Annotated in this window: 9 protein-coding genes; 5 read left to right on the forward strand and 4 right to left on the reverse strand. The window is 74.4% G+C overall.

Translation table 11 applies throughout. The features are described 5' to 3' along the window. Positions 1-110: 110 nt before the first annotated feature. Positions 111-314, reverse strand: coding sequence for a cold-shock protein (locus ACLQ2V_RS12805; RefSeq protein ID WP_229400095.1), 204 nt, complete (start codon positions 312-314; stop codon positions 111-113). 179 nt (positions 315-493) lie between these two features. Here ACLQ2V_RS12805 and ACLQ2V_RS12810 point away from each other — a divergent pair, with 179 nt between their 5' ends. Further along, a complete protein-coding gene (locus ACLQ2V_RS12810; RefSeq protein ID WP_425718647.1) occupies positions 494-1,189 on the forward strand; it encodes a class I SAM-dependent methyltransferase in 696 nt (231 codons plus the stop codon). A gap of 102 nt (positions 1,190-1,291) precedes the next feature. Here ACLQ2V_RS12810 and ACLQ2V_RS12815 read toward each other — a convergent pair whose 3' ends face one another. Both ACLQ2V_RS12815 and ACLQ2V_RS12820 read right to left on the reverse strand, forming a co-directional pair. Continuing rightward, on the reverse strand, positions 1,292-1,945 hold the full coding sequence (locus ACLQ2V_RS12815) for an MBL fold metallo-hydrolase (protein WP_425718648.1): 654 nt from the start codon (positions 1,943-1,945) through the stop codon (positions 1,292-1,294). A gap of 7 nt (positions 1,946-1,952) precedes the next feature. Continuing rightward, entirely contained in the window at positions 1,953-2,669 is a 717-nt protein-coding gene (locus ACLQ2V_RS12820) for a maleylpyruvate isomerase family mycothiol-dependent enzyme (protein WP_425718649.1), read from the reverse strand. Positions 2,670-2,846: 177 nt separating this feature from the next. On the opposite strand from ACLQ2V_RS12820, the gene rsgA reads away from it, so the two are divergent. From rsgA to ACLQ2V_RS12835, 3 genes are all read left to right on the forward strand, one after another. Next, positions 2,847-3,899 (forward strand): ribosome small subunit-dependent GTPase A, encoded by a 1,053-nt coding sequence (gene rsgA / locus ACLQ2V_RS12825; RefSeq protein WP_425718650.1) that lies wholly within the window; start codon positions 2,847-2,849, stop codon positions 3,897-3,899. A gap of 399 nt (positions 3,900-4,298) precedes the next feature. Beyond that, positions 4,299-7,247 (forward strand): excinuclease ABC subunit UvrA, encoded by a 2,949-nt coding sequence (gene uvrA / locus ACLQ2V_RS12830; protein ID WP_425718651.1) that lies wholly within the window; start codon positions 4,299-4,301, stop codon positions 7,245-7,247. Between the two features lie 169 nt (positions 7,248-7,416). Then, entirely contained in the window at positions 7,417-7,887 is a 471-nt protein-coding gene (locus tag ACLQ2V_RS12835; protein ID WP_425718652.1) for a Rieske (2Fe-2S) protein, read from the forward strand. A gap of 162 nt (positions 7,888-8,049) precedes the next feature. Here the strand turns inward: ACLQ2V_RS12835 and ACLQ2V_RS12840 are convergent, their stop codons facing one another. After that, positions 8,050-11,307 (reverse strand): penicillin acylase family protein, encoded by a 3,258-nt coding sequence (locus tag ACLQ2V_RS12840; protein WP_425718653.1) that lies wholly within the window; start codon positions 11,305-11,307, stop codon positions 8,050-8,052. Between the two features lie 163 nt (positions 11,308-11,470). On the opposite strand from ACLQ2V_RS12840, the gene ACLQ2V_RS12845 reads away from it, so the two are divergent. Then, positions 11,471-12,865: a jacalin-like lectin gene (locus ACLQ2V_RS12845; protein WP_425718654.1), complete on the forward strand. Its 1,395-nt coding sequence runs from the start codon at positions 11,471-11,473 to the stop codon at positions 12,863-12,865. Positions 12,866-12,867: the final 2 nt, after the last annotated feature.

Consider the following 12,867-nt stretch of genomic DNA (forward strand, 5'->3'; position numbering starts at 1 on the left):
AATGTTAATACCCCCGTCTTTTTTTTTTAATTATACGGGGCCCCCCGGCGCCCCCGGGGGGGGGGGGGGGGGGGGGGCGGGGCCCCCCGCCCCCCGCCACCGGCACGGAGCTAGATCGGACGGACGTTGTCCGCCTGCGGGCCCTTCTGCCCCTGGGTCACCTCGAACTCGACCTTCTGGCCCTCGTTGAGTTCGCGGTAGCCGCTCGACGCGATGGCGGAGTAGTGGACGAACACGTCCGGACCTCCGCCGTCCTGCTCGATGAAGCCGAAGCCCTTTTCCGAGTTGAACCACTTGACCGTGCCGGTAGCCATGCATTTCTCCCTGTTCAAAGCGGGAGACCACCGACCGCTGGCCGATGATCGCCCTGTACCTCCTTGACAGTAACCGGCCGAGCCCGGTTCTGCCGTGCGAAGTGCCGCAGGTATTTGGCAAAACCTGCCGGGCGCGCCGAACCGCCCCGAAAACCGCCCCGAGCAGGGGCGGCTACGGCATGCTTGCCCCGGTGATAACTCCCACAGCCGCCGCGCTGACCGAGCTGGAGCGGGAGACCGACGCGCCCGGTTCCGGGCTGGACCGGCTGCGGCTGGTCCCCACCCCGTTCGTCGCCGAGGTGCGGCTCTACCTCGCCGAGGACCCCATCGTCTGGTGGGCCCGTCTGGAGGCCGCCGCCGGCCACCCGCTGCCCGCGCCGTACTGGGCGTCGGTCTGGGCCGGCGGGCAGGCCCTGGCCCGGCACCTGCTCGACCACCCCGAGCTGGTCGCCGGTCGCCGCGTGCTGGACCTGGCCGCCGGCTCCGGGCTGGTGGCGATCGCCGCCGCGCTGGGCGGCGCGGCCCGGGTCGTCGCCAACGACATCGACCCGTACGCCGTGGCCGCCGTCACACTCAACGCCCGGGTCAACCGCGTCGCCGTCACCGCCACCGGGGCGGACCTGCTCGACTCCGACCCCGGCGACGCGGACCTGCTGCTGGCCGGGGACGTCTTCTACGACAGCGGGCTGGCCGGGCGGATGCTGCCGTTCCTGCGCCGCGCAGCCGACCGGGGCGCGCAGGTGCTGGTCGGCGACCCCGGCCGGGACCACCTGCCGCGCAACCGGCTGGACGTGGTGGCCAGCTACCGGGTGCCCACCACCGAACCCGCCGTCGACACGCCGATGCGCCACGTCGAGGTGCTGCGCCCCCGCTGACCCGGCGCCGCCGCGCGGGGGCGGTCGGCGCGTCCGCCGCGCGGGGGCGGTCGGCGTGTCGTGCGTCGCGTCAGCGGGCCGGCGGCCCGGCCGGGAGCCGGCTCACCAGCCGCGCGCCCGCCACTGCGGCAGCGACGGGCGCTCCGCGCCGAGCGTGCTGTCCCCGCCGTGGCCCGGGTAGAACCACGTCTCGTCGGGCAGCCGGTCGAACAGCCGGTGCTCCACGTCGTCGATGAGCTGACCGAAGCGCTGCGGGTCCCGGTCGGTGTTGCCCACCCCGCCGGGGAAGAGGGAGTCGCCGGTGAACAGGTGCGGGGTGCCGGCCGGGTCCCGGTAGAGCAGGGCGATCGAGCCGGGGGTGTGCCCGCGCAGGTGGATGACCTCCAACGCGCGCTCGCCGACGGTGACGGTGTCGCCGTCGGCGAGGGGCTCCGCCTCGATCGGCAGGCCGGCGGCGTCGTCGACGTGCACCAGCGGCCGGGCGCCGGTCTTGGCGACCACCTCTTCCAGCGCCACCCAGTGGTCCATGTGCTGGTGGGTGGTGACCACGGTGGCCAGGCCGGCGTCGCCGACGAGCTCCAGCAGCCGGGGCGCCTCGTTGGCCGCGTCGATCAGCAACTGCGCGCCCGTGTCGGTGCACCGCAGCAGGTAGGCGTTGTTGTCCATCGGCCCCACCGAGACCTTGGTGATGGTGAGCCCGTCGAGTTCGCGTACGGCCGGTGCGCCGCCGGGGCGGACGCTTCCGCTGTAGGTCATGGTCTGTCTACATCCATTCCGGTGGGTTCGGCAGGGGGCCGTCGGGGGCGACGGCGAGCCTCTGCCCGGCGCCGCGGCCGATCAGCCAGGCGGCGAGCTCGGGGGCCGGGCCGGTGATGGTGGGCGCCGCCGCCCGGTCGCCGACGACCACCTCGTGTCGGCTGCCGTCGAAGCGCAGCGCCATCGCCGGCGCGTCGGCCCGGTCGGTGAGCCCGGCGGCGACCTCGTGCAGCAGCCGCTGGGCGAAGGCCGCCGACCAGTCGGCCGGGTGGTAGCCGACGGCCAGGTCGACGTGGTGCACCTCGACCTCGCGCAGCCGACCCCAGACCAGCAGGGCCGCCGGCCACGGGCCCCGCCGCGACTGCACGGTGGCCGCCCACGCCTGCGCCGGCATGGCGGCGACGGCCTCGGCGAAGCACCGCGCCGAGTGGCGCAGGTCGTCCAGCTGGGCGGCGGGCGGGCGCGGCGCGCCGGCGGAGATGTCGGCGTCGCGGGCGGCGGCGCTCGCGTACATCGGGATGGGCTCGCCGGTGCGGGCGGCGGTGAGCAGGTTGACGAACCCGTCGGCGTTGCGGGCCAGGTGGGCCAGCACGTGCCCCCGGGTCCAGCCGGGCAGCGCCGACGGGGCGGCGAGGTCGGCCGGGCCGAGGTCGGCCGCGGTACGCAGCAGGCGGGTCGTGGCGTCGTCGAGGTCACCGGTCAGCAGCAGCGGATCCGCGGTCACGTCCCGACCCTAGCGCCCCGCGCCCCGCGCGTCGCCGTGGAAATCGCTTTCGGCGCGTCGGCGCGCCCCCTACCGTCGGCGTCGTACGCGACACCGGGACGTCGGAGGAGGTGGTGCCCATGCCGGTCGTAGCACGCGAGTCGCGCCACCAGTCCGTCCGACCCCGGAGAGGTTCCCATGACCATCGATCTGACCGCCCTCGGCTGGGACGCCGAGCGGGCGGAGAACGCCCGTAGGCACGCCGGCTGGCGGCCGGGCCGGGTGGCCCGCGTCGACCGGGGCGTGTGCACCGTCCTCGCCGCCGACGGTCCGCTCCGCGCCACCCTCGGCGCGGCGGTGCTGGCCGCCGCCGCGAGCGACCTGACCCGGCTGCCCTGCACCGGCGACTGGGTGCTGCTGCGCTCCTGGCCGGACGGCCCGGTCACCGTGGAGCGCGTGCTGCCCCGGCGTACGGCGCTGGTGCGCCGCACCGCCGGCAAGGACGCCGCCGGCCAGCTCCTCGCCGCGAACCTGGACACCGCCGCCGTCGTCGAGCCGGTGCACCCGCAGCCGGACGCGGCCCGCATCGAGCGGCTGCTGGCCCTGGCCCACGAGTCCGGCGCGACCCCGCTGGTGGTGCTCACCAAGGACGACCTCGCCGCCGATCCGGCGGCGATCGCCCGGCAGCTCGCCGGGGTCGCCCCGGGGGTGCCGGTGCTGGCGGTCAGCGCCGAACGCGGCGTCGGCCTCGACGCGCTGCGCGCCCACGTCGCCCCGGGCCGCACCCTGGGCCTGCTCGGCCCGTCGGGGGCCGGCAAGTCGAGCCTGGTCAACGCGCTCGCCGGGGCGGTGGTGATGCCCACCCAGGCGATCCGTCGGGTCGACGGCAAGGGCCGGCACACCACCACCTGGCGGGCGCTGATCCCGATCCCCGGCGGCGGGGCGGTGCTGGACACCCCGGGGGTGCGGGCGGTGGGCCTGCTCGACGGCGCGGCCGGCCTGGACCGGGCCTTCGCCGACATCGACGCCCTCGCCACCGACTGCCGCTACGGCGACTGCGCCCACGACGCCGAGCCGGGCTGCGCGGTCCGCGCCGCCCTCGCCGCCGGGGAGTTGACCGCCCGCCGGTACGACAGTTGGCGTCGGCTGCGCCGGGAGCTGGCCTTCGAGACCCGGCGGCGGGAGACCCGGTCGGCCGCCGAGCGCCGGGGCGGCTGGCGTGGCGCCCGCCGCCGTACCAGCCGCCCGTGACCGGCGGCGGGTCCAGCCGCTGACCGCCCCGCGACGCGGTCCGGGCGGGGCGGGCGGGGCGGCCCGGGGGCGATCACGGCGGCGTCGCGGTGACTCGTTGTCATCGCGGCGTCGCCCGTGGGCGTGTCGGGGGTGCGGCGGCCCGCCGGGGGCCGGGCGGGGCGGCCGGGGCGGCTTCCTGATCGCCGCCGAGCCGGCCTCGGCCGGGGGTCGGGTCGGCGCGACCGGCGTGACCTGCGGGAATGTGCGGGCGCGGGATGTTGTCGTACCTCGGGGCTAGAGTTGCCGAGGCGCTTCCTCTGCGCCCGCACGACCGCCTCAGGGCCGTCCCGGAACCCACCGGACCGCCCGGCGGCGGACAGATCCTCCTCGTCTTCTTCACCCGGGAGTACACGCACCGTGGCCGACCGACTGATCATCCGTGGCGCACGCGAGCACAACCTGCGTGACGTCAGTCTCGACCTGCCCCGGGACGCCCTGATCGTCTTCACGGGGCTCTCCGGCTCCGGCAAGTCGAGCCTGGCCTTCGACACGATCTTCGCGGAGGGGCAGCGCCGCTACGTCGAGTCGCTCTCCTCGTACGCGCGGCAGTTCCTCGGCCAGATGGACAAGCCGGACGTCGACTTCATCGAGGGGCTCAGCCCCGCCGTCTCCATCGACCAGAAGTCGACCTCGCGCAACCCGCGCTCCACGGTCGGCACGATCACCGAGGTCTACGACTACCTGCGGCTGCTCTTCGCCCGCGTCGGCGAGCCGCACTGCCCGGTCTGCGGTGAGCGGATCTCCAAGCAGAGCCCGCAGCAGATCGTCGACCGGGTGCTGGCGATGGCCGAGGGCACCAAGTTCATGGTGCTCGCCCCGGTGGTGCGGGGCCGCAAGGGCGAATACGTCGACCTCTTCGCCGAGCTGCAGGGCAAGGGGTACGCCCGCGCCCGCGTCGACGGCGTGGTGCACCCGCTGACCGAGCCGCCGAAGCTCAAGAAGCAGGAGAAGCACACCATCGAGGTGGTGATCGACCGGCTCACCGTCAAGCCCAGCGCCAAGCAGCGGCTGACCGACTCGGTCGAGGCGGCGCTCGGCCTCTCCGGCGGCCTGGTGCTGCTCGACTTCGTCGACCTCGCCGAGGACCACCCCGAGCGGGAGCGCCGCTACTCCGAGCACCTGGCCTGCCCCAACGACCACCCGCTCGCCATCGAGGACCTGGAGCCGCGGGTCTTCTCCTTCAACGCCCCGTACGGGGCCTGCCCGGAGTGCACCGGCCTGGGCACCAAGAAGGAGATCGACCCGGAGCTGGTGGTCCCCGACGCGGAGCGCAGCCTGCGCGAGGGCGCGATCCAGCCCTGGTCGACCGGGCACAACCTGGAATACTTCCTGCGCCTGCTGGAGGCGTTGGGCGAGACCGAGCACTTCGACCTGGACACCCCGTGGCGGGCGCTGCCGTCGCGGGCGCAGAAGACGATCCTGCACGGCTCCAGCGACCAGGTGCACGTGCGCTACCGCAACAAGTTCGGCCGCGAGCGCTCCTACTACACCGGCTTCGAGGGCGTGGTGCAGTGGATCGAGCGCCGGCACACCGACACCGAGTCGGAGTGGTCGCGGGAGAAGTACGAGGGCTACATGCGCGACGTGCCCTGCGCGGCCTGCGGCGGGGCCCGGCTCAAGCCGGAGGTGCTGGCGGTCACCCTGGCCGGCAAGAGCATCGCCGAGGTCTGCAACCTCTCGGTGGGGGAGTGCGCCGAGCTGCTGGCCGGCATCGAGCTGACCGCCCGGCAGAAGCTGATCGCCGAGCGGGTGCTCAAGGAGATCAACGCCCGGTTGACGTTCCTGCTGGACGTGGGGCTGGACTACCTCTCCCTGGACCGCCCGGCGGGCACCCTCTCCGGCGGCGAGGCCCAACGCATCCGGCTGGCCACCCAGATCGGCTCCGGCCTGGTCGGGGTGCTCTACGTGCTCGACGAGCCGTCGATCGGCCTGCACCAGCGCGACAACCACCGGCTGATCGAGACCCTGGTGCGGCTGCGCGGCCTGGGCAACACCCTGATCGTGGTCGAGCACGACGAGGACACCATCCGCGCCGCCGACTGGGTCGTCGACATCGGCCCCGGCGCGGGCGAGCACGGCGGCGAGATCGTGCACTCCGGCTCGGTGGCGGAGCTGCTGACCCACCCGGAGTCGGTCACCGGGGCGTACCTGTCGGGGCGGCGGGAGATCCCGACGCCGGGCGAGCGCCGACCGGCGACGCCGGGCCGGGAGCTGGTGGTGCACGGCGCGCGGGAGAACAACCTGCGCAACCTCACCGTGTCGTTCCCGCTGGGGCAGCTCATCGCGGTCACCGGGGTCAGCGGCTCGGGCAAGTCGACCCTGGTCAACGACATCCTGCACGCGGTGCTGGCCAACCAGCTCAACCACGCCCGGCACGTGCCGGGCCGGCACACCCGGGTCACCGGCCTGGAGCACGTGGACAAGGTCGTCGGCGTCGACCAGTCGCCGATCGGGCGCACCCCGCGCTCCAACCCGGCCACCTACACCGGGGTCTGGGACCACGTCCGCAAGCTCTTCGCCGAGACCACCGAGGCCAAGGTCCGGGGGTACGGTCCGGGCCGGTTCTCGTTCAACGTCAAGGGGGGCCGCTGCGAGGCCTGCTCCGGCGACGGCACCCTCAAGATCGAGATGAACTTCCTCCCGGACGTGTACGTCCCGTGCGAGGTCTGCAAGGGCGCCCGGTACAACCGGGAGACCCTGGAGGTGCACTACAAGGGCCGCACCGTCTCCGACGTGCTGGACATGCCGATCGAGGAGGCGGCGGAGTTCTTCTCCGCCATTCCGGCCATCCACCGGCACCTCAAGACGCTGGTCGACGTGGGCCTGGGGTACGTGCGGCTCGGCCAGCCCGCGCCGACGCTCTCCGGCGGCGAGGCGCAGCGGGTCAAGCTCGCCTCCGAGCTGCAGAAGCGCTCCAGCGGCCGGACGGTCTACGTGCTCGACGAGCCGACCACCGGCCTGCACTTCGAGGACATCCGCAAGCTGCTGATGGTCCTGGAGGGGCTGGTCGACAAGGGCAACACGGTGATCACGATCGAGCACAACCTCGACGTGATCAAGACGGCCGACTGGCTGATCGACATGGGCCCCGAGGGCGGCCACCGGGGCGGTTCGGTGCTGGCCACCGGCACCCCCGAGGAGGTCGCCGAGGTGCCCGAGAGCCACACCGGGCACTTCCTGCGCCAGGTGCTCAAGCTCGACGGGCAGGCCCGGGGGGCCAAGGCGGCCACCAGCCGGGCTGCCAAGGCCAACGGCGCCACCACCCGCTCCCGGGCCGCCCGCAGCGCCCCGGCCAAGGCGCGCTGACCGGTCCAAGTCGGTGCTCCGACGCCCCGGCCGGTGTCGGGAGCCCGTCACCCCGCCCGCCGAGATGATCACGTTGGTCGATTCGTTGAACCGTTCGGGGACAGGTGGCGTGGAGAGCAGTTACGCCGTGGAACCGGACGGGCGGCGGCAGTCGAGAGAAGGGCACGACATGAGCGACGAGCAGGTGCAGACCGGGCCGGGCACGCAGACCCGCCGTACCCTCCTGGCCGGGGCCGGCGCGGTGGGCGCGGCGGTCGTCCTGGCGGCGTGTGGCGACGACGGCGGCGACGGCGCGGCGCCGGCCGGCGGCTCCGCCCCGGCCGGCGGCGCGCCGAGCGTGGGCGACGCCGAGGGCGGTGCGCTGGCCCGCACCTCCGACATCCCGGTCGGCGGCGGCGCGGTCTTCGCCGCCAAGGGCGTGGTGATCACCCAGCCCGAGGCCGGCACGTTCAAGGCCTTCGACCCGATCTGTACCCACCAGCGGTGCCCGGTGTCGAACGTCGACGCCGGCACCATCAACTGCACCTGCCACAACAGCAAGTTCTCCATCACCGACGGCTCGGTGAAGGGCGGCCCGGCGACGAAGCCGCTGCCGGAGAAGCAGATCAAGGTCGAGGGCGACCGGATCACCCTCGCCTGAGCGGCCCCGGCCGGCGCCCCAGCGGCCCGAGTCGCCGCTGCGCGGCCCCGGCTCGCCCCAGCGCCCGGTCGGTGCCCCCTGCGGCCCGGCCGGCGGGGGAGCGCCGCGCGGCCGGCGCGCGGGGGATGACCCCGCCCGCCGGCCGCATTCGGCGGCGCCGCGTCAGTGGGCGTACACCGACATCTCCCACAGCGAGAAGCCGTACTCGGTGCCCCGGGTCAGCCCGCGCATCCGCACGTACCGGGCGGTGCCGGCGGGGAAGGCGGCCACGTCGGTGCCGCCGTCGCCGACCGTGGTCGACCAGGCCGTGCGCCAGGTGGTCCCGTCGGTGGAGAGCTCGACGCGGTACGACCGGGCGTACGCCTCCTCCCAGGCCAGCACCACCCGACCCACCGGCCGGGCGGCGCCCAGGTCGACGGTGAGGGTCTGGTCGTCGGTGCGGGAGCTGGCCCACCGGGTGCCGGGGTCGCCGTCGACGGCGCGGGCGGCCGGGTAGCCGAGCTGGGTGCTCGACGCGGTCGCCGGCTTCCCGGCGGCGAGGTTGGTCAGGTCGTCGCCGCGCCGGGCGGGGAACGAGACCACCTGCTGGTAGGTGGGGCGGTTCTGCCAGGCGATCGGGTCGTGGGTGATGCCGCCCAGCGGCGACTGGACGATCGCGTCGGCGCACCACTGGTCGCCGGCGGCGCAGGTGTCGTCGCCGGGGTAGGTCTGCGCGGCCGGGGTGCCCGCCGCCGCGCGCAGCGTGTCGAGCAGGACCTGCCGGCACCCGGCGAGGGTCCCGCCGCCGCAGTGGGTGCGGGGCAGCTTGCCGGCGACCGGGTCGCCGAGCACCGCCCGCAGGTCCTTGTCGACGTACCCCCACCAGCCGTACTGGAACGCCGAGCCCTTGTGCGCCTGGGCCTCCCCGGCGGCCGTCGGCAGGCTGGAGGTGTCGCCCTGCTGGTGCCCGGAGGGGGACTCGTTGATCTGCATGGCGTTGACCAGGGACTGGTAGAGCTCCGCGCCGAGCGGGGCGGCGAACATGCCCCGCACCAGCAGCGGCCACCAGGCGTCGAAGGTGCGGATCGCCTCGGCGTGCTGGTAGACCTTCGAGCCCTTGGCGGTCTCCACCCGCAGCGCGCCGGCGGCCCGCCACGCCTTGAGCCGGGTGACCTGGGCGGCCAGGGCGGTGTCGGTGACGGGCTGGCTCTCCAGCACCCGGATCAGCTCGTCGAGCACCTCGACGCCGCGCAGGTCGGTCAGCCCGGCCCGCTCCACGAGGGTGGTCAGCGCCGCCCGGTCGTACTTCTTCCCGGCGGCGAGGCCGGCCTTCAGCGGCCGGTCCAGCAGGTCGCCCCGGTGCACCGCGCCGAAGCTGAAGTTGCCGTCGGCGGCGGAGAAGTCCTTGGCCTGCTTGTTGTTCCAGCTGACGTAGTAGTCCTGGTCGACTGAGCGGGGGTGGGCGGCCAGCGGCGCGTACGTGGCGGTGTTCGTCGCCGGCTGGTAGCCCTGCCACTCGTAGGCGGCCTCGCCCCTCATCGGCAGGTTCGGGTTGGACCCGGCGGCCCGCACCGGGAGCAGCCCGGAGTTGAAGTACGCCGCCTGGGTGGAGTTGACGTAGAACCAGTTGAACGCGTACTCGACGTTGTTGGCCGAGGTGGTGAAGGCGGCGGCGGAGCCCATCTGGGCGGGGTCGTTGAACATCTGGAAGCCGATCGCGGAGTCGGCCTCGTGCCGGTAGGTGGAGCGCAGCTGGGTGAACGCGTGCGGCCGGCCGCCGACGGTGCCGCGCCAGGCCACCAGGCCGAGCTTCGTGCGCCAGGCGGTGATCTTGTACGACCCGGCGGGGGTGCTGTCGGCCACCGTCGGGCTCCACCGGTTGGTGTGCGCGAGCTGCTCCATCGCCAGGCACTGACCACGGTAGAGGTAGCGGTTGCTGGTCGGGGTGGGCGCGCTGCCGTCGGTGGTGCAGAGCGGCACCGCGTACGTGTCGGTGATGTCCTGGGTCGCCGAGGTGGCGCTCCAGGCGTAGTCCTGGCCGCGACCGAGCAGCACGTAGAGGTTCAGGCCGGCGAACGCGGCCCCCCGGGCGCTGATCCCGGGGCCCTGCAACTCCTGGATCATCAGCAGTTGCGGGGCGAAGTAGCCGGTCTGCGGGCCGAAGACGGCGACCGGGTGGCCGGTGGCGGAGTTGGCGGCGGAGACGACGGCCGCGTTGGACATGCCCCGGTGCGCCGGGTCGATGGTCAGCCCGGCCAGCGCGGCGGCCAGCTCCGAGCCCCGCCCGGCGGTGCCGGTGGCGGAGCCGGTCGGGTCGGTGACCACCGGTTCGACCTTCGCGGTGCCGGCGTCGGGCAGCGCCACGCTCGCCGCGTCGGGGGAGGCCCCGCCGTACGGGAAGCTCTGCCCGTCGTGCAGGGTCAGCACCGTCTCGGGGTCGTTCTGGTTGCGGAAGGCCGACCAGACCCGGTCGCCCTCGGTCGGGCCGTACTTGGCGCGGGCGGCGACGCGCACCAGCGCGGACTGCATCTCGTTGCCGCCCCCGCCGCCGAAGAGCCCGCCGACCACGCCCGCGATGGCGATGAGGTCGGTCATCCGGAACGGCTCCGGGCCGCCCTTGTTGGTGATCGCGTCGAGGTGCCCGGTCAGCACGTACTCGCCGGGGCAGTTGCGGTTGGCCATGCAGACGCCGATGTAGGCGTTGATGCCGGCGATGTACTCCTGCACGTCGGCGTGCAGCTGCACCCCGCGCGGGCCCTTGGCGCGCAGCGCGTCGACCTGCTCCTGGAGGTCCGCGTCGGTGTACGGGGCGTTGCGCCAGACGCTCTGCTCCAGCGCCCGGTTGCCCGGCGACCCGCCGGCGAACGGGGTGAGGGTGCCCCGGCCGACGTGCCGCAGCAGGTCCATGGTGAAGAGCCGGTCCTCGGCCCCGGCGTAGCCGGCGCCGTACATGGTGCCGCCGCGGGTGGTGCCGGTGACGTGTGGGACGCCGGTGGCCTTGTCCCGCACGATCCGCACGTCGGCGCGGGGGGAGTAGTCGCGTTCGACCTGGCCGGCGGGGACGCCGAAGGAGGCGTCGTTGAAGAAGCTGCCGATCTGCTCCTCGCGCAGCCCGGCGTAGCCGTAGACCAGGTCGGCGTAGCGGCCGAGTTGGTCGGCGGAGTGCCGGGGCATGGTGCCCAGCGTCTGGTGGGCCAGGATCTCCACGAGGGTGGCGTTGCCGTTCTGGCCGGGCGGCACGATGTCGTTGCACTCGCCGAGGCAGTGGTCTGCGGCGGCGTACCCGCTGGCGGTGGTGGCGTTCGCGGTGGTGGCGGTGCCTGCGGCGGTGGTGGGCGCGGCGGCGGGGGAGGTGGCCGGGGTGGCGGCCAGCAGCGCCGCGACGCCGACGGCGGCGGTCGCGCCGGCCAACAGCCGGCGCAGGGTGGCGGGACGGGACATGGTGATCCTCCGAGGGGTGGGGATCAGGGGGCGCGGGACGGTTGGCTCATCGTGAAGAAATTTCGGTTACCGGATGGTAAGCGCCGGGGCCTCGACATGGGAAGATGTCGATCGATGTGTCGGGCCGGTCGGAGCAGCTCCGGCCGTCGAGAAGGGAACCCGGATGAGAACCGCCCGCCTGTTGGCGCCCCTGGCGCTGCTCGCCGCCCTGCTGCCCCCGTCGGCCCCGGCCGCCGCCGCGCCCATGCCCGCCGCCGCGCCCATGCCCGCCGCCGCGCCCATGCCCGCCGCCGCGCCCGTGCCCGCCGCCGCGCCCGTGGCCCCCTCCTCCGGCGCCTTCTCCGTGCTCACGTACAACGTCGCGGGTCTGCCCGAGCCGCTCTCCGGCAGCAGGCCGGCGGAGAACACCCGGCCCATCGGGGAGCGGGTCAACGCCTACGACGTCGTGCACGTGCAGGAGGACTTCAACTACCACGCCGACCTCTACGCCACCGACCGGCACCCGCACCGCACGCCGACCAGCGGCGGCGTGCCCTTCGGCGACGGCCTCAACACGATGTCGAACTACCCGGTGGCGGACCTGACCCGGGTGAAGTGGAGCAAGTGCAACGGCTTCGACTGCCTCACCCCGAAGGGCTTCAGCCGCACCCGGATGCGCCTCGCCGAGGGCGTCTTCGTCGACCTCTACGACGTGCACGCCAACGCCGGCGACAGCGACGCCGACTTCGCCGCTCGCCGCGCCAACCTGACCCAGCTCTCCGCGTACGTGGCGGCGAACTCCGCCGGCAACGCGGTGATCGTGATGGGCGACCTGAACTCCCGCTACACCCGCGTCGGCGACAACGTCCGGGACCTGGTGGCCGCCAACGGCCTCACCGACGCCTGGGTGCGCCAGGAGCGCGGCGGGGTCCCCCCGGCGCTGGGCAGCCCGGCGCTGACCTGTGACCCGGCGAACGTCACCAACGCCTGCGAGGTGGTCGACAAGATCCTCTACCGCAGCGGTCGGCTGGTCCGGCTCGGCCTGACCCGCTACGCCAACGAGCACGCCCGGTTCCTGGACCCCGACGGCGAGCCCTTGTCGGACCACTACCCGCACGCCGCCTGGTTCTCCTGGACCCTCGACCCCGGCCTGCGGGCCAGCGACACCTGGGGCGGCTCGGGCGGCACCCCGTTCACCGACGCCGACGCCGCCGGGCCGGCGGTCAGCGCCGTCTCGCTGCGCGCCGGCTCCCGCCTCGACGCGGTCGGCGTCGGCCTCGCCGGCGGCGTCACCCGCACCCACGGCGGCACGGGGGGCACCCCGGCCGGGCTGAGCCTGGCCGCCGGCGAGCACGTCACCCAGGTCACCCTCACCCAGGGCCGGAAGGACGGTCGCACCCGGATCTTCTCCGCCCGGCTGACCACCAACCTCGGGCGCACCCTGACCGGCGGTACGCCGACCGCCGACGCGGTCACCTTCACCGCCCCGCCCGGCGGCCGGCTCGCCGGCTTCCACGGCCGCTCAGGTGACGAGGTCGACCAGCTCGGCGTGATCTGGGCTGTCGGGGCCGCCGGCTAGTC

The sequence above is a fragment of the Micromonospora sp. DT233 genome (assembly GCF_049841815.1).
In the GTDB taxonomy this organism is placed as follows: Bacteria; Actinomycetota; Actinomycetes; order Mycobacteriales; family Micromonosporaceae; genus Micromonospora.

Bases quoted from the DNA above. Each gene is read 5' to 3' on its own strand.
- ACLQ2V_RS12805 (WP_229400095.1), bottom strand. From the start codon at position 314: ATGGCTACCGGCACGGTCAAGTGGTTCAACTCGGAAAAGGGCTTCGGC.
- ACLQ2V_RS12810 (WP_425718647.1), top strand. From the start codon at position 494: ATGCTTGCCCCGGTGATAACTCCCACAGCCGCCGCGCTGACCGAGCTG.
- ACLQ2V_RS12815 (WP_425718648.1), bottom strand. From the start codon at position 1,945: ATGACCTACAGCGGAAGCGTCCGCCCCGGCGGCGCACCGGCCGTACGC.
- rsgA (WP_425718650.1), top strand. From the start codon at position 2,847: ATGACCATCGATCTGACCGCCCTCGGCTGGGACGCCGAGCGGGCGGAG.
- ACLQ2V_RS12835 (WP_425718652.1), top strand. From the start codon at position 7,417: ATGAGCGACGAGCAGGTGCAGACCGGGCCGGGCACGCAGACCCGCCGT.
- ACLQ2V_RS12840 (WP_425718653.1), bottom strand. From the start codon at position 11,307: ATGTCCCGTCCCGCCACCCTGCGCCGGCTGTTGGCCGGCGCGACCGCC.
- ACLQ2V_RS12845 (WP_425718654.1), top strand. From the start codon at position 11,471: ATGAGAACCGCCCGCCTGTTGGCGCCCCTGGCGCTGCTCGCCGCCCTG.